This is a genomic window from Colwellia psychrerythraea, assembly GCF_000764185.1.
GTDB classification, from domain to species: Bacteria; Pseudomonadota; Gammaproteobacteria; order Enterobacterales; family Alteromonadaceae; genus Colwellia; species Colwellia psychrerythraea_B.
Genome location: NZ_JQEC01000057.1, coordinates 96,803 through 118,626, shown reverse-complemented (window position 1 = coordinate 118,626; position 21,824 = coordinate 96,803). Strand labels below are relative to the sequence as shown.

Annotated in this window: 20 protein-coding genes and 1 tRNA gene; 8 read left to right on the top strand and 13 right to left on the bottom strand. The window is 37.8% G+C overall.

Going from position 1 to position 21,824, the window contains the following annotated elements; genetic code table 11:
- Positions 1-9 precede the first annotated feature (9 nt).
- A complete protein-coding gene (gene nadB, locus GAB14E_RS03540; protein ID WP_033083983.1) occupies positions 10-1,611 on the top strand; it encodes an L-aspartate oxidase in 1,602 nt (533 codons plus the stop codon).
- Positions 1,612-1,626: 15 nt separating this feature from the next.
- Here nadB and GAB14E_RS03545 read toward each other — a convergent pair whose 3' ends face one another.
- Together GAB14E_RS03545 and GAB14E_RS0123415 are read right to left on the bottom strand one after the other, a co-directional pair.
- Complete coding sequence (locus GAB14E_RS03545; RefSeq protein WP_331386607.1) at positions 1,627-2,127, bottom strand: protein YgfX; 501 nt, start codon at positions 2,125-2,127, stop codon at positions 1,627-1,629.
- Positions 2,060-2,335, bottom strand: a complete 276-nt coding sequence (locus tag GAB14E_RS0123415) for an FAD assembly factor SdhE (RefSeq protein ID WP_033084099.1) — start codon at positions 2,333-2,335, stop codon at positions 2,060-2,062. Before GAB14E_RS0123415 ends, GAB14E_RS03545 begins: the two co-directional genes overlap by 68 nt.
- A 209-nt stretch (positions 2,336-2,544) precedes the next feature.
- Between GAB14E_RS0123415 and ygfZ the strand changes: the two genes are divergently transcribed.
- Together ygfZ and GAB14E_RS03555 are read left to right on the top strand one after the other, a co-directional pair.
- Positions 2,545-3,519, top strand: coding sequence for a tRNA-modifying protein YgfZ (ygfZ, locus tag GAB14E_RS03550; protein ID WP_033083981.1), 975 nt, complete (start codon positions 2,545-2,547; stop codon positions 3,517-3,519).
- Between the two features lie 29 nt (positions 3,520-3,548).
- Entirely contained in the window at positions 3,549-4,037 is a 489-nt protein-coding gene (locus tag GAB14E_RS03555) for an FKBP-type peptidyl-prolyl cis-trans isomerase (protein ID WP_033083980.1), read from the top strand.
- Positions 4,038-4,194: 157 nt separating this feature from the next.
- On the opposite strand, the gene recA is transcribed toward GAB14E_RS03555, so the two are convergent.
- The 3 genes from recA to GAB14E_RS03565 form a co-directional block, all read right to left on the bottom strand.
- Positions 4,195-5,226 (bottom strand): recombinase RecA, encoded by a 1,032-nt coding sequence (recA, locus tag GAB14E_RS03560; RefSeq protein WP_033083979.1) that lies wholly within the window; start codon positions 5,224-5,226, stop codon positions 4,195-4,197.
- A 525-nt stretch (positions 5,227-5,751) separates the two neighbouring features.
- A complete protein-coding gene (locus GAB14E_RS24290; RefSeq protein ID WP_156115783.1) occupies positions 5,752-7,968 on the bottom strand; it encodes a putative bifunctional diguanylate cyclase/phosphodiesterase in 2,217 nt (738 codons plus the stop codon).
- An 85-nt stretch (positions 7,969-8,053) separates the two neighbouring features.
- Entirely contained in the window at positions 8,054-8,947 is an 894-nt protein-coding gene (locus tag GAB14E_RS03565; protein ID WP_033083978.1) for an ArgP/LysG family DNA-binding transcriptional regulator, read from the bottom strand.
- 119 nt (positions 8,948-9,066) lie between these two features.
- Between GAB14E_RS03565 and GAB14E_RS03570 the strand changes: the two genes are divergently transcribed.
- Both GAB14E_RS03570 and mutS read left to right on the top strand, forming a co-directional pair.
- On the top strand, positions 9,067-9,687 hold the full coding sequence (locus GAB14E_RS03570) for a LysE/ArgO family amino acid transporter (protein WP_033083977.1): 621 nt from the start codon (positions 9,067-9,069) through the stop codon (positions 9,685-9,687).
- 92 nt (positions 9,688-9,779) lie between these two features.
- Positions 9,780-12,389: a DNA mismatch repair protein MutS gene (mutS, locus tag GAB14E_RS03575; RefSeq protein WP_033083976.1), complete on the top strand. Its 2,610-nt coding sequence runs from the start codon at positions 9,780-9,782 to the stop codon at positions 12,387-12,389.
- 164 nt (positions 12,390-12,553) lie between these two features.
- Here mutS and GAB14E_RS03580 read toward each other — a convergent pair.
- The 6 genes from GAB14E_RS03580 to GAB14E_RS03605 form a co-directional block, all read right to left on the bottom strand.
- Positions 12,554-12,629 (bottom strand) — tRNA-Phe (locus tag GAB14E_RS03580).
- A gap of 223 nt (positions 12,630-12,852) precedes the next feature.
- Positions 12,853-14,121 (bottom strand): erythromycin esterase family protein, encoded by a 1,269-nt coding sequence (locus tag GAB14E_RS03585; RefSeq protein ID WP_033083975.1) that lies wholly within the window; start codon positions 14,119-14,121, stop codon positions 12,853-12,855.
- Between the two features lie 113 nt (positions 14,122-14,234).
- Positions 14,235-14,573 (bottom strand): DUF1289 domain-containing protein, encoded by a 339-nt coding sequence (locus tag GAB14E_RS03590; protein WP_033083974.1) that lies wholly within the window; start codon positions 14,571-14,573, stop codon positions 14,235-14,237.
- A 118-nt stretch (positions 14,574-14,691) separates the two neighbouring features.
- The gene (locus GAB14E_RS03595; protein ID WP_033083973.1) at positions 14,692-16,221 is read right to left on the bottom strand and encodes a SulP family inorganic anion transporter; all 1,530 of its coding nucleotides are present in this window, start codon (positions 16,219-16,221) and stop codon (positions 14,692-14,694) included.
- A 230-nt stretch (positions 16,222-16,451) separates the two neighbouring features.
- On the bottom strand, positions 16,452-17,120 hold the full coding sequence (locus GAB14E_RS03600; RefSeq protein ID WP_033083972.1) for a GntR family transcriptional regulator: 669 nt from the start codon (positions 17,118-17,120) through the stop codon (positions 16,452-16,454).
- Between the two features lie 162 nt (positions 17,121-17,282).
- Positions 17,283-18,332 (bottom strand): S1C family serine protease, encoded by a 1,050-nt coding sequence (locus GAB14E_RS03605; protein ID WP_033083971.1) that lies wholly within the window; start codon positions 18,330-18,332, stop codon positions 17,283-17,285.
- A 147-nt stretch (positions 18,333-18,479) separates the two neighbouring features.
- On the opposite strand from GAB14E_RS03605, the gene GAB14E_RS03610 reads away from it, so the two are divergent.
- Complete coding sequence (locus tag GAB14E_RS03610) at positions 18,480-18,851, top strand: hypothetical protein (protein WP_033083970.1); 372 nt, start codon at positions 18,480-18,482, stop codon at positions 18,849-18,851.
- 29 nt (positions 18,852-18,880) lie between these two features.
- Here GAB14E_RS03610 and trmB read toward each other — a convergent pair whose 3' ends face one another.
- Both trmB and GAB14E_RS03620 read right to left on the bottom strand, forming a co-directional pair.
- Positions 18,881-19,606, bottom strand: a complete 726-nt coding sequence (gene trmB / locus GAB14E_RS03615; protein WP_033083969.1) for a tRNA (guanosine(46)-N7)-methyltransferase TrmB — start codon at positions 19,604-19,606, stop codon at positions 18,881-18,883.
- A 192-nt stretch (positions 19,607-19,798) separates the two neighbouring features.
- A complete protein-coding gene (locus GAB14E_RS03620) occupies positions 19,799-20,137 on the bottom strand; it encodes a YggL family protein (protein WP_033083968.1) in 339 nt (112 codons plus the stop codon).
- Between the two features lie 149 nt (positions 20,138-20,286).
- Between GAB14E_RS03620 and mutY the strand changes: the two genes are divergently transcribed.
- Both mutY and GAB14E_RS03630 read left to right on the top strand, forming a co-directional pair.
- Complete coding sequence (gene mutY / locus GAB14E_RS03625; protein WP_033083967.1) at positions 20,287-21,372, top strand: A/G-specific adenine glycosylase; 1,086 nt, start codon at positions 20,287-20,289, stop codon at positions 21,370-21,372.
- 66 nt (positions 21,373-21,438) lie between these two features.
- Positions 21,439-21,711: an oxidative damage protection protein gene (locus tag GAB14E_RS03630; protein WP_033083966.1), complete on the top strand. Its 273-nt coding sequence runs from the start codon at positions 21,439-21,441 to the stop codon at positions 21,709-21,711.
- The last annotated feature ends 113 nt before the right edge of the window (positions 21,712-21,824 follow it).

Below are 21,824 nucleotides of genomic sequence, written 5' to 3'. Positions count from 1 at the left end.
CAATACAACATGACTCAACAAAACAATTGCGATGTTTTAATCATAGGCAGTGGCGCTGCAGGTTTAACCTTGGCTCTACATTTAGCAAAAAATGCCGACGTGGTCATTTTAAGCAAAGGCCCATTAAACGAAGGCTCTACATTTTATGCTCAAGGTGGTATTGCCGCAGTCTTTGATGAAAATGATAGTGTTGCTGCGCATGTTGAAGATACCCTTATTGCTGGTGCCGGTTTATGCGATGAAAATATTGTCCGCTTTACCACACAAAACGCTAAGTCTTGTTTAGAGTGGTTAATTGGCCAAGGTGTTGAATTTGATAAAGAGCAAGGTACTCACAGTGAACCTCGTTATCACCTGACTCGCGAAGGTGGACATAGCCACCGCAGAATATTACATGCGGCTGATGCGACCGGTCAAGCAATTCAAACAACCTTAGCAGACCAAGTAAGGCAACATTCTCGTATTCGTATATTCGAACGATTTAATGCTATCGACCTAATTTGTCAACCTAGCACTATGGGCGGTCAAAATAAGCAATGTATTGGCGCTTATATTTGGAATAGAAACACTGAAAAAGTAGAAAGCATATATGCACAAAAAACTATTCTAGCAACGGGTGGTGCCAGCAAAGTTTATCAATATACCTCTAATCCTGATGTTGCCAGTGGTGACGGTATCGCTATGGCATGGCGTGCTGGCTGCAGAGTAGCAAATATGGAATTTAATCAATTTCATCCTACTTGCTTATTTCATCCTTCTGCTGGTACTTTTCTCCTTACCGAAGCGCTTCGAGGTGAAGGCGCTAAATTAAGGCGCCCTGATGGTAGTCGTTTTATGCCCGCATTTGATGAACGCGCGGAGTTAGCCCCCCGTGATATTGTCGCTCGGGCGATTGATTTTGAAATGAAACGCTTAGGTGCTGATTGCATGTACCTTGATATTAGTCACAAACCCAGTAGCTTTATTAAACAGCATTTTCCCACCATTTATGAAAAAACCATGTCATTGGGCATCGACATCACTAAACAACCCATACCTATTGTGCCCGCCGCCCACTATACCTGTGGCGGTGTTATGGTTGACCAACAAGGCAAAACTGATATTAGCCAGCTATATGCTATTGGTGAAATGTCATATACCGGATTACATGGTGCCAATCGTTTAGCAAGTAACTCCTTACTCGAATGTCTTGTATTTGCTCGTGCAGCAGCCGTAGAGATCAGTGAAACTTTAGTTCAGGATAATCGCCACTTAACATTACCGCTATGGGATGAGAGTCGGGTGACTGACTCAGATGAAGAAGTTGTCATTCAACATAACTGGCACGAACTTAGATTATTTATGTGGGATTACGTCGGCATTGTTCGCACCACTAAACGCCTTGAACGTGCATTACACCGGGTAGAATTGTTACAACAAGAAATTGCAGATTATTACCAAAACTTTAAAGTCAGTAATAATTTACTTGAGTTAAGAAATCTTGTGCAAGTAGCTGAGCTTATTATCAGATGTGCCATGGAACGAAAAGAAAGTAGAGGTTTACACTACACTTTAGATTACCCTGATTTATTACCAACAACTGAACCAACCATACTTTTACCTGCGTCATAGCGGCCACTAAGCTGATTAATCAGCTTTATCTAGTTGTTGTATCACCCTAGCAAGTCGGGAAAAGTCTTGGTCGGAGACACTATCTCTAAATATAAAGAGCTGTTTTCCCGATGACTGTCGAAAGCTAGGTTGTCGGTAGGGCTTTGGCTCATTTTTCACCATAACTAACCAACAACCAATAAAACCAAGCCTACTCGTTGCTAATAGTTGATAACTATCTTTGTCATTATCAAAGGAAAGTCCGCCAGCAGCGGTTAAAGTCATATGTGTACTGAATGGATAATCATTATCTATTGCTAAGAATAAACTAAGCGCCATCAAACTTGTTACGGCGATGGTTTGAGCTATAACATAATGATAACTAAAAATAACAAGCATGATTAAGCTAACGGTAATGGCTATATAGCTATAAATGGCTAACTTATATCGAGAATTTCTAATTCCAATATTATATTTTGACTCGTTTGAGTATAAGTTGCACCATTGTGCTGAGTTCTGTGTCTTCACAAATTTCATGCCCCATAAACCATGCAAATAACTCAGGGTCTTGGCAAGTGAGTAGACGTTCAAAGGTAAATTGCTCTTTGGTTGATAAGTCATCATATGCTTCATCAACAAACGGAATAAACAATACATCCAACTCTAACATACCGCGACGACATGCCCACTTTAAGCGAGCTTTATTGACTTTTAAAACATTAGCCGAGTTTTCATTATTTGCCATTGTCTTGCTTGAAACATCATTATCCGACATACGTACCCTTAATTGATTATCGCCAGTGTATTGTAACAAGAACTCAACCAACACAACCATTAAAAACACGAGTTATCACTAATAAAAATCCCTTCTCGAGTTGTTTTTACCATTTTAGCCCCTATTTTATAGTTAACCTTTAATAGTCAGCTAGCCCTGCGCTTTATCATAGAGTCATCATGACAATAACAACCAATACAAATTTACCTTCTCTATCAGAGCTTCCAGGGAGCTTCCTTATTGAGCTTAGCGATTTTAGTGCCATCTCTTTATCCGGTGTCGAGCAAAGCTCCTATCTACAAGGACAAGTAACTTGTGATGTTAATAGCAGCACAGAACAAAGCTTGCACATTGGCGCTCACTGCGATGCTAAGGGAAAAGTTTTTTCTGTTTTTAGATTAATTAACCGCTCATCTGCTCACCTTTTATTGCAACCTAAAGCCAGTATTGAAAACTCACTGAAGGCGCTGAAAAAGTTTGGCGTATTCGCTAAAGTTACTATCGAAGAAACTCAAGACTTAAGTTTCACCGCATTAATTGGTGAGCAAGCAAGCTCATTATTGCAACAAGAATTTTCACAAGTACCGGACACTTTAACCCCTGTAGTACAAATTGGCACAACGAGCTTAGTTTACCTATGTGGTGAACAACCACGTTATATCATTATTGATGATCAAGCCGCTATTACAGAACTGATTAAAAAATTCGCCCTACCTGTCTATCACCAAGGTGTTTGGGATTTATTAGAGATAAGCCAAGGATTTCCAATTCTATCTGCGAAAACTAGCGGTCATTACGTTCCGCAGATGCTTAACTTACAAGCAATTAATGGTATTAGTTTCACTAAAGGCTGTTATCTAGGTCAAGAGACAGTTGCGAGAATGCAGTACTTAGGCAAAAACAAACGTGCATTATTTTCTCTTCATGCTCAACTTGAACAGCCATTCGCAGATGATGATATTATTGAAAAGCAACTAGGCGATAACTGGCGAAAAGCAGGAGATATTCTCTCCTATTACCAAGCTGATAACGGTAGTTGCGTCATACAAGCAGTATTGGTTAATGATGGTGAGTTGCCATTAATGCGCGTTGCTTCACAAACGGATACTGCAGTAACCAATCAAACATTACCATACACTTTAGAAACTCAATAAATTTAAAATATAAATTATTAGGATAAAATATGAAAATAGCTAAAAATAATGTCGTTGTTATGCACTATGCCGTTTCCGATGGCGAAGGCACTTTAATTGATAGTTCATATGAAGATAAGCCAATGGCTATAATTCAAGGTAGCGGTTATTTAATTCCTGGTTTAGATGAAGTACTTATTGACCACAAAGCCGGTGATAAGTTTGAAGTTGCTGTCGCTTGTGAACAAGCTTACGGTGAGCGTCATGAAGATTATGTACAAACTGTACCTAGAGAAGTACTCGCTGGTGTGGAAGACCTTTCATTAGGCACACAATTACGCGCAACAACAGATGACGGTGAACAAACAGTTATTGTTATTGATGTACAAGATGATGCAATTACAGTTGATGGTAATCACCCCCTTGCAGGTTTAGATTTAAACTTTGATGTTGAAATTATCGAAGTACGTGAAGCAACAGCAGAAGAGCTTGAGCATGGCCATGTTCATGCTGAAGGTGGCTGTGGGCACGAGCACTAAAACATTTAGCCTTTTATACATTTATAATAAAGCTATTTATTAGTAATTTTCAGTCATAAAAAAACGTAACCTTACGTCTAAGGTTACGTTTTTTTGTGCCTGTTTTTTGCTACCAAGCCGTTATCTATTAGCTTTTAGGTTTAATTTGTATAGTTAACTAATCAGCTAATGCTTCTTCTTTCTTATCTTCGGTCACGTCTTTTTTTGATAAAAACATATCACGTAGCTTAGTATCAACATCTTTGGCCATATCAGGGTGCTCGTCTAAATATTTAGCAGCGTTTGCTTTACCTTGACCAATACGTTCACCATTACAGCTATACCAAGCGCCAGCTTTTTCTACAAAACCATGCTTAACGCCTAGCTCTATTAGTTCACCTAAGTTGTTAATGCCTTCACCGTATAATATTTGGAATTCAGCCTGTTTGAACGGAGGCGCAATTTTGTTTTTAACTACTTTAACTCTGGTTTCATTACCAACAATTTCATCACCGTTTTTCACTGCGCCAATACGACGGATATCTAAACGTACTGAAGCATAGAATTTTAACGCATTACCACCAGTAGTTGTTTCTGGGCTACCAAACATAACACCTATTTTCATACGAATTTGGTTGATGAAAATAAGCATTGTATTCGATTTTTTCAAATTACCAGTAAGCTTACGCATTGCTTGTGACAACATACGTGCTTGTAAGCCCATATGTGAATCACCCATATCACCTTCAATCTCGGCTTTAGGAGTAAGCGCGGCAACAGAATCGACAACAATTACATCAATAGCACCAGAGCGCGTTAACATATCAACAATTTCTAATGCTTGTTCACCGGTATCAGGCTGTGAAATTAATAACTCATTAATATTAACACCTAGCTTTTCAGCATAAACTGGATCTAGAGCATGCTCTGCATCAATAAATGCACAAACTTTACCATTGCGTTGTGCTTCTGCAATCACTTCTAGAGTTAACGTTGTTTTACCACTCGATTCTGGGCCATAAATTTCAACAACACGACCTAGAGGTAAACCGCCAGCACCTAATGCGATATCTAAGCCTAATGAACCAGTAGAAATAGTTTCTACATCCATGGTGTTATTATCACCAAGCTTCATTATTGAACCTTTACCGAATTGACGTTCGATTTGACTTAAGGCTGCAGATAGTGCTTTTTCTTTATCGTCTTTCATAGTTGCTCCGCGATTTTTATCGCTTATCTCGTTTTGATGAGACAAGTATACTGTATGGTCGTACAGTATCAAGCTTTTTAATGATTTTTTTATTTTTGTTTAAAAAAACTGACAGATGACACTTTTAATACACTGATAAATAATAGTTTTTACAACAATAGTAACTTTAGTGACTTTTATTATTAAAAGTTACTATTCAATTATTCATCCCTACTTAATTTTACTTAAATTCTGATTTTGTTGTTTTTTAATTTATCATTTTGAGAGAGCCGCGTTATATTTTGTACAGTGAAAGCCTATAGTCTCTTTAGGCTTAAATGGATTTATAGGGGCAGCGCAAAGCACATAGTAAGATATTAGAATAAAGAAGCTACGGACTAAAATCCGAGACTTGGCAGTACTTTTTTTTGGAAGAAAATGTTATTTCTGACGAATATGATACTAATGTTTTCTACAGATGTTGCACTAAATGTAGGACCACCAATAAAATAAAAGTCTTAAATTTATCTGTGTAGCAGTAAGCGATTATTCTCTTGCTTCAAACCAAAGCTCAGGCTTATGAATATGATAACCTTGGCCATAATCGATACCGATTTCAGTTAACATTTTTTCAATAACGGCATTCTCAACAAACTCAGCTATGGTTTTTTTATTCATTGCCTCGGCAGTACGTTTAATATTCTCGACAAAAATACGGTTTATCGGGTTAGTATCCATATCTTGCACAAAAGCACCGTCTATTTTTATAATATCAACAGGTAGTTTTTGTAGGTAACTAAATGATGATAAACCACTACCAAAATCATCCAATGAAAATTGGCAACCAAAGATCTTCATTTTATGAATAAAGTGTAGTGCTGAGTCTAAATGACTTATTGCTGAGGTTTCAGTGATTTCAAAACAAATTCTTTTTGCTGGTATCCGGTACTGTTCGAATAAGCTAACTACCTGATCGTATATATCACGGTCAGCTATGGTAACACCCGACAAATTTATGCTGTAACGGGTGTTATCCTCTGGGGATAAGGCGAGCATTTTAAAAGTATTTTCAATAACCCATTGGTCTATCTGCCTGATTGAGCCATATTTCTCAGCGGCTGGAATAAAATGGTTAGGTGGCACTAACATGCCTTTTGAATTCTTCATACGTACCAGTACTTCATAATGAGAACTATTTTCTTGGCTCAGAGATTTAATTTCTTGTCGGTACAAAAGCAATCTATTTTCTTTTAGTGCCTCAGCAACATCATGCACTGCCTCCATCTCTTTCGCGTGTAAAACAAGTTGCTCATCATCACTTTGATAAACTTGTACTCTATTTCGACCTTTTTCTTTTGCCAAACTAACCGCTTGCCCTAAAGATGAATACACTTGCTGTGCATCAAAAATAGAATGATCTAAAATGATGACACCAATACTGGCGGTAATATTCGTATCTTGATGATATTCAGCGATGCGAATTTTTTGAATAAGTAGGCGTATTTTATGAGCAAACGCCTTAGCTTCACTAAACAATAAATCAGGTAGCAGTACAGCAAATTCATCATTACCTAAGCGACTAATAATAGCATTATCAGGGAGAAATTCTTTTAAACTCATTGATATTTGATGCAGGAACTTATCACCAAGAGCATAACTAACACTGTTATTAATAACTTGAAATTTATCCAAATCAATATGCATAACAACACCCACTTTGTTGCTCACTATTGTGTTCGCATTTATTGAATTATGAGCAAGTAAACGGTTGACTTCAATATGTTCAGATAACTGCCTATCAAAGTTCACACGGTTAGCTAAACCTGTTAATTGGTCATAATTATCGACGTAAGCTAGCGCTTTTTCAACTTGCAATTGCTTTTGTAAACTGTGCTTTTGTTGGCGGAAAAAACCATAGATAAATAATGATAACAACAGCCAAATAAGTACGGCTTTAATCAAACCTTGGCGGTATAAATTACTGCTATATTGTGGCGATAAACGAATGGCTAGTTGCCAGCGAGTATTTGGAATTTGTTTAACAAAATTAAAAGACTTTAACTCTCCAAGGCTAATTAACTCACCATATTTATTATTATTATTCGTTTCAGTGGTTAACTCAACTTCTCCAGGAGTATCCGCTCGCATTAAGAACAGTTGCTGGTGTGGTAATTGATATTTCTTTAGTAAGTTAATTAAAATATCGGGATTAAAAGCTACAAAGAAAAAAGCCCCTTCACCAGAGTTAGTCGCCAAAGGCTGTAATAAGTCAAAGTGAATACTGCTTTTACTGCGATGTAAAAACAGCTTTTTTTGCATCCCATCTGCTATTGTTGTCGCAATTTCACTTTCACAATCAGGCAAAAAATTTCCTGTTATATGCTTTAAGCTGCCTTGGCCATTTTGATCAATTAAGGCAAATAACCGTGTATTCTCAATATCACTTCGCAATGAAGTTAATACTTGCATATAGTTTTGCTGTGAAGCTTGTTCTGCTTTCTGTTCTAATTGCTCAATTGCATTAAGCTGCTTTTGTTGAAATAGGTCTATTTCTAAACGCAGTTGAGTGAAATACTCTTGATAATCGGAAAGGATACGGTCGGTGACTGAGTCCATCAATGATTCTTGGTAACTTTGATGGATATTACTGGCAGAGAAGCTCTGTGATACCAACAATATTAAGATCAAAAAACTCGTTAAAATAACAACTCGCTTAGATGTATTTAACGCTTTATTCTCTTGCTCTACGTATGATTTTTTCAATAAGCTCTCAAAATGAACACCTCATCTAAATTAATATAAACAGTCACATTATGTTACGCAAGTACTATAAAACGTAAAAAAATTACTACGCTAGTTTTTTTCGTCCAAAACTCACTATTTGTTCTGAAATTTGTTTGTTAACACCTTTAACTAACACCCAGCTATGCCAGTATAAAGTTTCTACTAATTCTTGATCAGGGCATAAATTAATTAATTGACCGCTGTTTAGCTCTTGTTCTATTTGTAATTTAGGTAATAAACAATAAGCAACACTTTGTTTTACCAGCGCAACAAATGCTTCAGATGAGCGTACACTATGGCAATAATACTCACTAGCAGCCAAGTTAAAGTGCTTGGCAATATAGCGAACATGCATATCATCTTTATGATCATAACTTATCGCAGGTGCCATTTTTAACGAACTTTGGTTAACACCATCAGGAAAATATTTTTGTGCAAAAGTCTTACTCGCCACCAAACAATACTCCATTTCACCAAGTTTAAATGAACGATAGCCTTTTAGTGGTTGTTCAATAACACTCACCGCGCCAATAGCTTGCCCGCTTCGTAACTTATCTAACGTTCTCTCTTCATGTTCAATGATTAGATTTAACTCCACTAGGTGATTTTTAAGTACTGGCGTAATGGCATCAATAAACCAAGTAGCAATACTATCAGCATTAATAGCTAGCGACACTTTCATCGGTTTTATTGGTTTATCTGGAAACAATATAGGCACAAGTTCATGCTCAAGTTGTTTAATTTTTTTATAGTGGCTTAGCAGTTTTTCGCCAGCAGCTGTGGCAATGATGGGTTGATTACGAATAAGTACCGGCTGGCCAATATGCTCTTCTAGCGCCTTAATTCGTTGAGAAATAGCCGATTGAGAGATAAATAATTTTTGCGCCGCTAACTCGAAACTTTGTAGTTCGATAACATCTGCCAACGCAGCCAGCAATTTATAGTCAAAGTTTGCCATTACTCTTCACCTCTAATAAGTTTTACTAATGATAGTTAAATATTATTAATTATATTAAAACAAATCATTAGTGCAAACTAGCGCTTATCAAATTCCCTGATTAATTTATCGAGTACATTATGAGTTTATTAGTTTTAGCCAAAGGTTTTACCCTAACATTAAGCATGATCATGCCCATAGGCACGCAAAATTCGATGCTAATAAACCAAGGTATTAGCCAAAATCATCACAAAATGACCGCGGCTCTTTTTGTGCTTTATGATGCTTTGTTAATTAGCTTGGGCGTGCTTGGTGGTAGTATTTTACTGTCGCACAATGCTACTTTATTTAACATACTTACTTGGGGTGGCATCTTATTTCTAAGTATATATGGACTACTCTCGATGAGATCTGCATTTGGGCAAAAAAATAAAACCTCTGATACCGTTTTGAAAAAAAAGTCAGCGAAGATCATTTTTCTAACTACCTTAGCGGTAACATTTTTAAACCCACACGCTTACATTGATACTGTAATGGTTATTGGTAGTGTTGGCGGACAATATTCAGATGAAGTAAAAGTGTACTTTCTCATTGGTTGTGTTTTTGGCTCATTAACTTGGTTTAGTTGTTTAGCGTTTGGCGCGGCCAAATTATCTAAAAAATTAAGTAGACCAAAAGTAAAAATGACTATCGATGTAATCATTGCTTTAGTTATGTGGTTAGTAGCTTGGTCCCTATTTAATACTTGGATGGCGAGATAATAAATAGCAAAAAGTTAAGAAATGCTAATCCTGCTTATGGCATAATCTAGCGATAAATATCCCTAGTAACAACCTAAGAGTTTTAGCATTTCATGACCACTGTCACAAAAGATCTTTCATCCCACACCCCTATGATGCGTCAATACTTAACTATTAAGGCTGAGTTTCCGCATATTTTGATCTTTTATCGCATGGGCGATTTCTATGAGTTATTTTTTGATGATGCAAAAAAAGCATCAGACTTATTAGATATCTCACTTACTGCTCGTGGTAAAACCGGCGGTAATGCAATTCCAATGGCTGGTGTGCCATATCATGCGGTAGAAAACTACTTAGCCAAGTTGGTTAGCTTAGGTGAGTCTGTCGCTATTTGTGAGCAAATAGGTGATCCTGCTACGAGCAAAGGTCCGGTTGAACGTAAAGTGGTACGGGTTATTACGCCTGGTACTGTTAGTGATGAAGCATTACTAACGGATAGGCAAGACAACCTCATTGTTGCTATTGTCGATAATCAATCTCCGCAAGCTAAGTTAAAAACAAATTCAGCGCCAGCTTTTGGTCTTGCCTATTTAGATATGGCCAGTGGCCGGTTTGTATTAACAGAACCACAAACCAATGAACAATTGCAAGCGGAGCTACAAAGGTTATCGCCTGCTGAATTACTTTACAGTGAATCATTACAAGACTTTAGTTTAATTGAACAAAGAAAAGGTTTACGCCGCCGCCCTGAGTGGGAGTTTGACCTTGATACTGCTATTAAATTATTAAACAATCAATTTGATACCAAAGAATTAACTGGCTTTGGTGTTGATGACAAGCCCTTAGGCTTAGCCGCAGCTGGCTGTTTATTTCAGTATGTTAAAGACACACAACGTACAGCCCTGCCCCACATACGTGCGATTATTTGTGAATCAGCAAACACTGGCGTTGTGCTTGATGCAGCCACCAGACGAAACTTAGAGTTAACACAAAATCTGCAAGGTGGCCTTGATAATACCCTAGCCGCTATTTTAGATAAATCATCGACACCAATGGGATCACGTTTGCTTAAACGTTGGTTACACTTCCCCTTGCGTGATTTAACTGTACTTAACAATCGACAAAATACGGTAAGTGATATTATAGATTTAGACCTAATCACACCAATTCAGCCATTATTAAAGGGTTTGGGCGACATTGAACGTATTGTTTCGCGTATTGCTTTGGGCTCAGCACGACCACGAGATTTTGCTCGCTTACGTCATGCACTACAACAACTACCAGAATTACAAAACGAATTAACCTTAACTAAGCCTAGTTACTTACAAACCTTAGCGCAGCAAAGTGAACCAATGCCAACGTTACAAGGTTTGCTTGAACATGCCATTGTTGAAAACCCACCTGTATTGATCCGTGATGGCGGCGTTATCGCGCCAGGTTATAATGGCGAACTCGATGTATTACGAGATTTAAGTGATGGCGCTACTGAATTTTTAGCACAACTTGAACAACGTGAAAAAGACCGCACTGGTATTCATTCACTCAAAGTTGGCTATAACAAGGTCCATGGCTTTTTTATTGAGATGAGCCGGACTGCAGCAGCTAATGTACCGGATGATTATATCCGTCGCCAAACCTTAAAAAATAATGAACGCTTTATCACCGAAGAGTTAAAACTGCACGAACATAAAGTGCTCAGCGCACAAAGTAAGTTTTTAGCATTAGAGAAATCTCTCTATCAAGAATTGTTCGCTAAGGTCATGCCTGATTTAGCACAATTACAGCAATTGAGCCAAGCCATCGCAGAACTTGATGTATTGACCACATTTGCAGATCGAGCGTTAGCGTTAGGTTATGTTAAGCCAACATTAGTAAAAGAGTCTGGCATTAGTATTGATGCTGGTCGTCATGTGGTGGTTGAGCAAATGACCAGTGATGTCTTTATTGCTAATCCAGTGTTATTAACTGAGCAGCGTAAAATGCTGATAATTACCGGTCCAAACATGGGTGGTAAATCGACTTATATGCGCCAAACAGCCTTAATAGTATTACTCGCTCATATTGGTTGTTATGTACCCGCTGACAGCGCAACCATAGGTCTAGTCGATAGAATATTTACTCGCATAGGCGCCTCAGATGATTTAGCCAGTGGTCGTTCAACTTTTATGGTCGAAATGACTGAAACCGCTAATATCTTGCATAATGCTACCGATAGAAGTTTAGTCCTGCTTGATGAAATTGGCCGTGGTACTAGTACCTATGATGGTTTATCACTTGCTTGGGCTTGTGCAGAAATGCTGGCACTCAAAACCAAAGCCTTCACGCTGTTTGCTACCCATTACTTTGAACTGACTATGCTAGCAGAGCAGATTGAAACCTTAGCTAATGTACACTTAGATGCCATGGAGCATGACGATAACATCGTTTTCATGCACGCAGTGCAAGAAGGTGCCGCCAGTAAAAGTTTTGGCCTACAAGTAGCACAACTCGCAGGTGTGCCAAAAATGGTAATAAAGCGCGCGAAACAAAGGTTGAGTGAATTAGAACAGCAGCAAACACCCACGGTATTAACTGCTACGCCTGTGCAAAGTGATGCTTTTGAACAACTCAGTTTATCCCCTGATGAGCACCCAGCTTTAGCTACACTTGCCGAAACCGATATAAACGATTTAAGCCCAAGACAAGCATTAGATTTATTGTTTACTATGAAAGAGCAACTTTAGGCTTCTAGAATATCCCTACAGAGTTATTCGTACTCTGTAGGTTTTATCTTCGTTAGTCTGTTAACTGCACAATAACTAATTTTCCAATCCTAGAAACGAAAAAAGCCTGAGCATACTATTTATAATAGTATGCTCAGGCTTCGTTACTTCATAGAGAAGTTATATGGTGCCCCGACCCGGATTTGAACCAGGGACACGAGGATTTTCAATCCTCTGCTCTACCAACTGAGCTATCGGGGCATTCTTTATGGAGTTGAACTCTCTAAAGAGCGCGTATAATATAGTTAAAAATTATCACTGGCAACCGTTTTATAACAATAATTAACTTAAAATTTAATTTAGTACTTTATTCATACTTTACCGCTAAATATGTGCGCAAGTCTAACCGAAGCAACTATGCAAAACTTTCGTGTTATTAGCTCATCAGAGTGAACAGATAGCAAAGTCACACTCAGCTAATGCATTATTGCTGATAAGTTGCTGGTGTGATTTCTTTTAAGACGAACATTCCATCCCAATAAGTAGACCATTGATTTGCCGGCAGCGTAGTTTGATAATCATTAGCAAAAGCAGCCATTACTCTGTCCTTAAGCAAGAGGCCTTTATTTTCGACAAAATTGATAGGTGCAATAGCTGCTTGGTTAAAGGTTTGCTCTACTGAATTTTCTGTTAACTTAGCAACACCTTTATTCTTTAAATCAATATAACTTAAGTATTTCCCTTGCTCACCGCTAAAGTGCACCATGTAATAGGCTTCACCAAAAGCATCACTCACCACTTTGCCGGCATTGATCTGATTGTTACCTTCTTTTGTTAAATGCCAGGTATGTGCCCATACGATGATCTTTTTATCTGGATATTGTTCTGCCCACCATTTAATATTTTCACCCATTTGCTCACTGCGATTATCACCAAGTTGCCACTGCCTTTTGGCTTGAGCGACAAGCCCTTTGCTTATGCGCAGCCAAAAACCATTATTACCTAGTGAATTATGTGAATCAAAATTACTTGCTAACTTGTCAAGCAGGCTAAAAAATACGGTCTCTTCATCTTTTGCAAAGCGACTATTCGAGCCATCAAGTACTTGTTGAACTTGTTGGGAAAACAACTGCCACTGCGGGCTATTTACCCAAGAACAATCTATCTTTGCTTGCGCTTTAGTGAGATCTGTAACAAGTGAAGATAAAGATAAACCTCCAGTATGCTGACTATCAAAGCCGACCATAGTTAGCGGATTTTCAGTATTTATCTGTTCGTTAACATAATCAAATAAAGTAGTGACCTCTTCACTTTTGGCATACATATAGAAAATATTGCCAGGGGCTAATGTTTTTATTGATTGGCCGTTTTTAGCTTGTTGATAAATTTCACGCACATCATACATGCCACTTTCTAAAATAAACAAATCAAAACCATGGTGCTGATGTAAATATTTTATTAAATCAGTTTTTAATTTAAAAACACTACCGGCGCCATGGGTTTGTTCACCTAAAGCTAAGATCCTGACATTTTCAATCTTTTTTGCAAAGGCCGCTAAATCTTGCTCTGCAGGCTGCCCTGCGCTATCGACATTAATGGCGAGGTGGCTGCTTATTATTTCTTTTTTGAGGCTATTAGTAGAGGAAAACTCAGCGTTATTTTTCCCTCTAGAGCTTTTATTTTGGCTATTATGTGTATGGCTACAAGCAGCTAACAGCAAAGTAAGTATAATGATAAAGTGATTTAGGCGCATAGATTCATCCATGAAGAAAGTAGTATCAATTAAGTTGATTTCAAAATCATAGAAACATTAACACAATGAATCGCAGCAGGTTATTCTAATAAATACTGGCGTATAACTAAAAATCACAATTCAAAGTCACTAAAATCTAAATCAGAATTTTGTCCCAGCTCAGCTTTAAGATTAGGTTTAGTTTGGCTTGGAGGGTCAAGTAATGAAGGTTGTAAATTTTCTTCTAATAAAGACTCAACAACTTGTTCCGGTTGCTTTTCTTTTTGCTGATTCAATTTACGTTTTTTACGTTGTAAACAACGTTTGATTACTTTTTGTTTTTCATCGTTAGTAAAGCTTATCCATTCTTGTCGTTCATTGCGCGAGCGCATGCAACCACGACAGAGGCCTTTTTCATCAGTCTCACAAATGCTGACACATGGGCTAGGAACGTCAAAGAACTCTAATTGCACTTAACTCTCCTAGGGTTAGAAAAACAAATAAAAAAAATGCGCTGTAAGTTAAGTATAACTTATCAACGCATTTTTTATAACTGCAAGCTTGATTCACTCAAGCTAGTGATAAATTAGCTTAAGCTAACTTATCACTAGCAATATGATAATCAGGATCTTCAATTAAATTTAGCTCAACTAATTTATCAGCTTTCTCTAGTAAATCCTTACACTCTTTATTTAAGTGTTTTAAATGCATGGTTTTGTTACGTGATAAATAACGTTCGGCCAAGGTATCAATAGCTTCGATTGCTGAATGGTCAACAACACGGGCATGTTTAAATTCAACAATAACATCGTCACTGTCTTTTTCTGGCGTAAATTGCTCAAGGAAGTTAGCAATTGAACCAAAGAATATTGGACCATTAACCTCATATACTGTTGATCCACTTTCATCAACACTACGAGTTACTGCAATATGTTTGGCATGCTCCCATGCAAAAACTAGCGCTGAAACAATAACACCGACAACTACAGCTACCGCCAAATCAGAATAAACAGTTACGCCAGAAACCAAGATAATAACAAAAGCATCAGCTTTAGGTACCTTGCCTAAAATACGTAGACTTGACCATTCAAAAGTACCAATAACAACAATGAACATCACCCCAACCAATGCGGCTAATGGTATTTGCTCAATTAAACCAGAGGCAAATAAGATAAAACCTAACAATGCTAATGCAGCGGTAATACCTGATGCTCGACCACGACCACCTGAGTTAACGTTGATCATCGACTGACCTATCATCGCACAACCACCCATACCGCCGAAGAAGCCTGTGGCAGTGTTTGCTGCGCCTTGGGCAATACATTCTTTATTGCTACGACCACGTGTGCCAGTTAGTTCGTCAATTAAAGTCAGAGTTAATAAAGATTCAATCAAGCCAATCGCGGCAAGTACAAGTGCAAAAGGGAAAATAATTTTTAACGTTTCTAGAGAAAAAGGCACATCTGGAATTGAGAAGGTCGGCAAGCCGCCAGCAATAGATGCCACATCGCCTACCAATTTAGTATCTAGACCGAGTGCAAACACTAATATAGAAACCCCAACAATAGCTACCAAGGTAGAAGGTACGGCCTTAGTTAATTTAGGGAATAAATGAATTACCGCCATGGTTAAAATAATTAAACCTGCCATGGTATAGAGCGGTGCACCTTGCATCCACTCTAATTCACCAGCTGCATTGGTAACTTTAAATTGGCCAAGTTGTGCTAAGAAAATAACAATGGCTAAACCGTTAACAAAACCTAACATTACCGGGTGCGGTACCAAACGGATAAACTTACCCATCTTAAAAACCCCTGCCAATATTTGTAAAATACCGGTCAGCACGACAGTGGCAAATAAATATTCAACACCATAAATGGCAACTAAACTAACCATAACCACAGCCATAGCGCCCGTTGCACCTGAGATCATTCCAGGACGACCACCAAACACAGCGGTAATTAAACCGACCATAAAGGCTGCATATAAACCGACTAATGGGCCTACACCGGCAACAAATGCAAAAGCTATCGCTTCAGGGACTAGTGCTAGGGCAACGGTTAGACCCGATAACACATCATTTTTCAGGTTGGACACTTTACTGGCGTGTAATTCAAACATTTTTATCTCATTGGGTTTATCGCGGCTATTTAATTCAATGAATAAATATCAGCGAATACTAATTGGCGAGCATGATTATTTATACTTAATCAACGTTAAGCATAGACAATAACAAGCAAGTTTTCTGTGATTTTAAGGCGCGGGAATACTATAGATATAGAGGGGAAAAGTCAATATTTGCTTACTTTTAGGACAAAAGTAAGCAAATATACTTATAACATTGAGCTAACTTATATATTTGCTGCTTCGCGTTGTTCTAAAAATGCTTTTATTTCATCTCTAGAGCTCAATATATGATGCTTTAATACCGCCACGGCTTCATCAATATCGCCTGTTTTACAAAAAGCGAGTAACTGGTTGTGCTCCGGGCCTGCTTTTGAAATACCGCCTGCCCACAATAAATGCATACGAATATATCGGTCTGCATTTTTATTTAGCGTATTAACTAAATCTTGCGTTTGAGGACGATTAGCTGCTGAATATAAACAATTATGATAGCGAGAATTCAGCTCACTCCAAGTGTTTGCTGCATTTTCCTTACCTAACGCTTTATCTAACTGCGCTAAAATCTCACTAGCCTCAGTCAACTTTTCGCTGGTTAATAGCGGTAATGAAGCAGCTAATAAGTGCCCTTCAAGCATTGCTCTTAAGTCAAAAAGCTCATCAACATGTTTAGCGTTAAGCTCAGTAACCGTTGCACCTTTATGCGGTTCAAAAACTACTAACCCTTCACCTTCAAGTTGCAACAATGCTTCTCTTACAGGAATACGACTTACATTTAATTCGGTCGCTAACGCTGCTTGACGAAGTGATTCACCAGCTTTAAATTCACCACTTAGGATTTTCTCACGAAGAGTTTCAACCACTAGTTGTGTTCTTGTTTTATATACTATATTCATAAAATGCTTCCGAACAATATTAACGACCATTATAAAGAGTCATTAATAGAACACCATTAAAATATGTCTTTTACTGCTTAATAACCCCAAAAAAGCGCCAGATACTTCATCTGTCGCTTAATCCCAGTAACTTTTCAATAAAATATCACAAATAGTTAATAACTATTCAACGATCCAGTAAGTTTCTTTCTTTTGACCATTACGCAGATATTTAAAGGTTACTCTATCACCTTTTTCAAAACTTGTAAGATGCTTCTTAATTTGCACAGCTGAAGCTAGATCAATAATAGCTCGACCACCTACTTCTAGTAGAATATCGCCACCGAGTAAAACAGGCGTACGACCAATCACTACACTTAAATTACCACCTTTAAAACCTAGTTTATCAGCCAAAGTCCCAGGAATAACATGCTGAATTAACATACCATGACCGGCAGAGTTATTAATAGCATAAGACTGCTCTTTAGAAAGTAACATAGGAATAAATCCAGAGAAAGTACCAGGATCGCTATCAATTATATGCTGTATGGTATCAACAGAAATCACAAAACCTAAACCATTACTGCCGCCACTTCTTGATAATATATGGCTAACTATGCCAATAATTTCACCATTAAGGTTAAACATTGGTCCACCAGAATTACCTTGGTTAATTGAGGCATCTGTTTGTAATAAACGCGGTACTAACTTTCTGCCTGGAATAGCATTACCATCACGAATACCACTTAAATAACCGACAGATAAACTATGACTAACTCCAAAAGGTGCACCAATAACAATTACTTGCTCACCTATTTGGTAGTCATTAGCTTTTGCTAATTTTAACGGTTTAGCTGAACTAGGAACTTCCGCAGCTTGAATCATGGCTAAATCAATCAGTGGCTCTACCCAAACAACATGACCGGTAGTTTTAGTACCATCAGCAAACTGCACTTCAATTGCAGTGGCTTTATCTACCACATGTGCTGCAGTTAATATACGGCCTTCACTGCTAACTAAAGCACCTGAACCCAAAGAGTTAGAAGTATGATCTTTATATGTAACTTGGCCAGGCTTAGGGTCAGCCAATGACTTTACATGTAATTCAACAACCGAAGGGTTTACTTTTTTATATAAAGTTTGAATTGAATTTTCTTTAACTTGATACGCCTGTGAAGATGTTGCGCAGCCACTTAAGAAGAAAACGCTAAGAATAAAAATAGCTCTGATCATTGATAAAAATCCGTGTGTGATGAAATTAATAACAGTGTAACCAACTGTTATCTTTTTATCATTAGTTTTATGCAGTTGACTAGATAAATGGTTTAGGGACTGTTTAAAATGGTATAGTGTTATTGATCACACAAATAGGAAATATGCATGGAAATTATCGCCATACTGGCGTTACTGTCATTACTTTGGTTGCTATGGCAATTAGTAAAAGCAAAAAGATTTACTCGCTTTAAGCAGCAAATCGATAGTGAATTAAAAAGTAAAGTTATCGCTAATATTATCGAAGAATTAGCCCTAACGCGCAGTAAACAGCGGCCTAATAATGATTGTCATCAAGCAGCAACATTACTCTATTGGACTCAATATAAAAGCCGCATTTTGCATGCAGCTTTAGCACGTGAGATCATTGATCAACAATGGCTCATTGACAGTGGAAATTTACGCAATGCTCAGCATTTATTTTTCATCGAACGCCAATATTTACCTTTACCAAGCCAAGACCAAGCTTGCATTAGCTAAGGTAAACAAAGTAAAGCTTAACAATACGGTTAAGCTTTCTTAGCAAATTGTAAATCCCAAACACCATGCCCTAAATTTTGACCACGGTTTTCAAACTTAGTTAACGGACGTGAGTCTGGACGTGGGACATAATCATTTGTTTCAGACAAATTGTTATAACCAGGCGCACTTTGCATATCTTCTAACATGCATTCTGCATAGTTTTCCCAATCTGTTGCCATATGAAAAACACCACCAACCTTCAACTTCTGCCTAATTGTTTCAACAAATTCAGCTGAAACAATACGACGCTTATGATGCTTTTTCTTGTGCCATGGATCAGGGAAAAACAATTGTACTGTTGTTAACGTACCGTCGGGAATACAATCGGCTAAAATTTCAATAGCATCGTGTTCATACACTTTTAAGTTATCAACACCTTCTTCAATTGCAGATGAAATACAAGCACCGACACCTGGTTTGTGAACTTCAATACCAATAAAGTTCAGCTCTGGCGCCGCTTTAGCCATTTCAACCAAAGACTTACCCATACCAAAACCAATTTCTAACACTACTGGATTTTCATTGGAAAATAATGCTTGGGTATTGATCACGCCATCACTATGGTTTAAGCCCATACCTTGCCAATGATCATTAATCGCACGTTCTTGGTTTTTTGTTAAGCGACCTTCGCGCTTTACGAAGCTACGTACTTTACGAATGTACTTACCTTCTTGCTCTGCTTGCTCTATTGTTTTATGTGTTTTTTCAGTCATTTTAAATATCTTTTCTAATCTTTCTAATAAACGCCATTTAGACGATAATCAATAAAGGGTTACGCCAATTACGCAATATCAATGCGTTTTAGGCAAAGCGGTCGAGCTATTTTTAACTGAGCTTATGTTTCATAAGTGATGCTAAAAATAGTGAGAACAATGCAGCATAAAGCGCAGTTATGAAGCGCAATTTTATTCAGCCCACCATACATCGTAAAGGTCACTTACTGCTACTGAAGTAGCACCATTTCCTGTTAACCATTTTTCAACAGCTACACGATGCTCTTCAGTACAAGAGCCTAAAGCTTGCGTACAAATTAAGCCATGCCATAAAGTATCACCTTCACCGCCAAAACCTAATTCGTTTGGCTGTATCGCTTCTGCAAAAAATTTACTAATAAAGGCATCAAGTTCCTCACCATTTATGCCGTCTTGTAATTTCCAAGCAACATCAAAGCCTAACTCTTGAAACTCATCAACACGTAATTTTTTACGGATGCGACGACTACGATTTTTTGCGTTAAATTTCATTATAAAGCCTTATTTTTTCCTAGTTCGGTTCTAGGTTTAGCTTGCAATTAAGCTAAGATAATTTCAAAAGCGATATTATATAGCCTAATCATTCAAGATGCGAATTTGCCTATTTGAGCTCAACACATTATTTAGTTACACTGCGCGCTATGAATAATCCAATAACAATATCAGCTAACTCGGCTGAACAATTTGGCCAGCAAGTAGTCAGCTGGTATCACCAACAAGGTCGAAAACACTTTCCTTGGCAACAAGATAAAACCCCATATCGCGTGTGGATTTCTGAGATCATGTTACAACAAACTCAAGTTGCAACGGTTATCCCTTATTACCAACGCTTTATGGCAAGTTTTCCGACAATTACTGATTTAGCCAATGCTGATGAAGATGTAGTTTTACATCATTGGACAGGTTTAGGTTATTACGCCAGAGCACGTAATTTGCATAAAGCGGCCAAGATTATGGTCAGTGACTTTAAAGGACTATTTCCAATAGAAATTGAGCAAGTTATTGCCCTACCTGGCATTGGCCGTTCAACCGCTGGCGCTATTTTAAGTTTGTCCTTAAAACAACATCACCCTATTTTAGATGGCAATGTAAAACGTGTGCTTGCACGAAGCTATTTGGTTGAAGGTTATAACGGTTTAAGCAAGTTCGATAAAGCTCTATGGCAATTAAGCGAGCAATTAACCCCCGCTATAGAAACTGACAGTTTCAACCAAGCCATGATGGATCTTGGTGCAACTGTCTGTACACGCAGCAAACCCACTTGTCCATTATGCCCAGTTGAACAAAGTTGTTTAGCTAAAGCTGGTGAGCAACAAATGAATTACCCTCAGAAAAAACCGAAGAAGAAAATTCCTGAGAAGAAAACCATTATGGTCATTCCTAGAATACTAAATGAACGCACTAATAGAGTATTAATGGAGAAGCGACCGCCTACTGGCATTTGGGGTGGTTTATGGTGCTTCCATGAGATTGATGAGCTAACTGAAATGGATGAATTATTGGCTAACTTATCACTTAAAGCAATTTCATCACATACAATGACAGAGTTCAGGCATACATTTAGCCACTTTCATTTAGATATCACGCCTGTACTGGTTGACTGTGAACAACTTGAGTTAACAGAAATAAACGAACCTAATCAGCAGAAGTGGTATGATTTGCATCAAGGACTAAATGTTGGCTTAGCAGCTTCAACGCAAAAACTACTAACCTTACTTAGTGATTAAGAGTTAGCAATTAGCTAAAAGTTAAATTAACTATCACCTACCTAAATATAGAGAAGAGAAAACATTATGAGTCGCACAGTATTTTGTCAAAATCTAAAAAAAGACGCGGAAGGTTTAGGTTTTCAACTTTACCCTGGTGAAATAGGTAAACGTATCTTTGATAATATTTCTAAAGAGGCTTGGACTATCTGGCAAAAGAAACAAACTATGATCATTAATGAGAAAAAAATGAACATGATGAATGCCGATGACCGTAATTTTTTAGAAACAGCCATGGTTGCTTACCTATTTGAAGGCAAAGAACCTGAGATTGAAGGTTATGTACCTCCAAGTAAATAGAAGTTATTTTATTGCGACCTTGCATCAGCCTGGTTATTTTATCACTCGTTAACGCTCACAAAAACTGCACAAAAAACATATCTGCTGTAAAAAACAGCAAATAGACACTTTTT

Coding starts and splice junctions, on each gene's coding strand:
- GAB14E_RS03595 (WP_033083973.1), bottom strand. CDS start 16,221: ATGTTTGAATTACACGCCAGTAAAGTGTCCAACCTGAAAAATGATGTG.
- mutS (WP_033083976.1), top strand. CDS start 9,780: ATGACCACTGTCACAAAAGATCTTTCATCCCACACCCCTATGATGCGT.
- GAB14E_RS03610 (WP_033083970.1), top strand. CDS start 18,480: ATGGAAATTATCGCCATACTGGCGTTACTGTCATTACTTTGGTTGCTA.
- GAB14E_RS03545 (WP_331386607.1), bottom strand. CDS start 2,127: ATGAAATTTGTGAAGACACAGAACTCAGCACAATGGTGCAACTTATAC.
- GAB14E_RS03570 (WP_033083977.1), top strand. CDS start 9,067: ATGAGTTTATTAGTTTTAGCCAAAGGTTTTACCCTAACATTAAGCATG.
- trmB (WP_033083969.1), bottom strand. CDS start 19,606: ATGACTGAAAAAACACATAAAACAATAGAGCAAGCAGAGCAAGAAGGT.
- GAB14E_RS03585 (WP_033083975.1), bottom strand. CDS start 14,121: ATGCGCCTAAATCACTTTATCATTATACTTACTTTGCTGTTAGCTGCT.
- GAB14E_RS03555 (WP_033083980.1), top strand. CDS start 3,549: ATGAAAATAGCTAAAAATAATGTCGTTGTTATGCACTATGCCGTTTCC.
- ygfZ (WP_033083981.1), top strand. CDS start 2,545: ATGACAATAACAACCAATACAAATTTACCTTCTCTATCAGAGCTTCCA.
- mutY (WP_033083967.1), top strand. CDS start 20,287: ATGAATAATCCAATAACAATATCAGCTAACTCGGCTGAACAATTTGGC.
- GAB14E_RS03600 (WP_033083972.1), bottom strand. CDS start 17,120: ATGAATATAGTATATAAAACAAGAACACAACTAGTGGTTGAAACTCTT.
- GAB14E_RS03565 (WP_033083978.1), bottom strand. CDS start 8,947: ATGGCAAACTTTGACTATAAATTGCTGGCTGCGTTGGCAGATGTTATC.
- nadB (WP_033083983.1), top strand. CDS start 10: ATGACTCAACAAAACAATTGCGATGTTTTAATCATAGGCAGTGGCGCT.
- GAB14E_RS0123415 (WP_033084099.1), bottom strand. CDS start 2,335: ATGGCAAATAATGAAAACTCGGCTAATGTTTTAAAAGTCAATAAAGCT.
- GAB14E_RS03605 (WP_033083971.1), bottom strand. CDS start 18,332: ATGATCAGAGCTATTTTTATTCTTAGCGTTTTCTTCTTAAGTGGCTGC.
- GAB14E_RS03630 (WP_033083966.1), top strand. CDS start 21,439: ATGAGTCGCACAGTATTTTGTCAAAATCTAAAAAAAGACGCGGAAGGT.
- GAB14E_RS03620 (WP_033083968.1), bottom strand. CDS start 20,137: ATGAAATTTAACGCAAAAAATCGTAGTCGTCGCATCCGTAAAAAATTA.
- recA (WP_033083979.1), bottom strand. CDS start 5,226: ATGAAAGACGATAAAGAAAAAGCACTATCTGCAGCCTTAAGTCAAATC.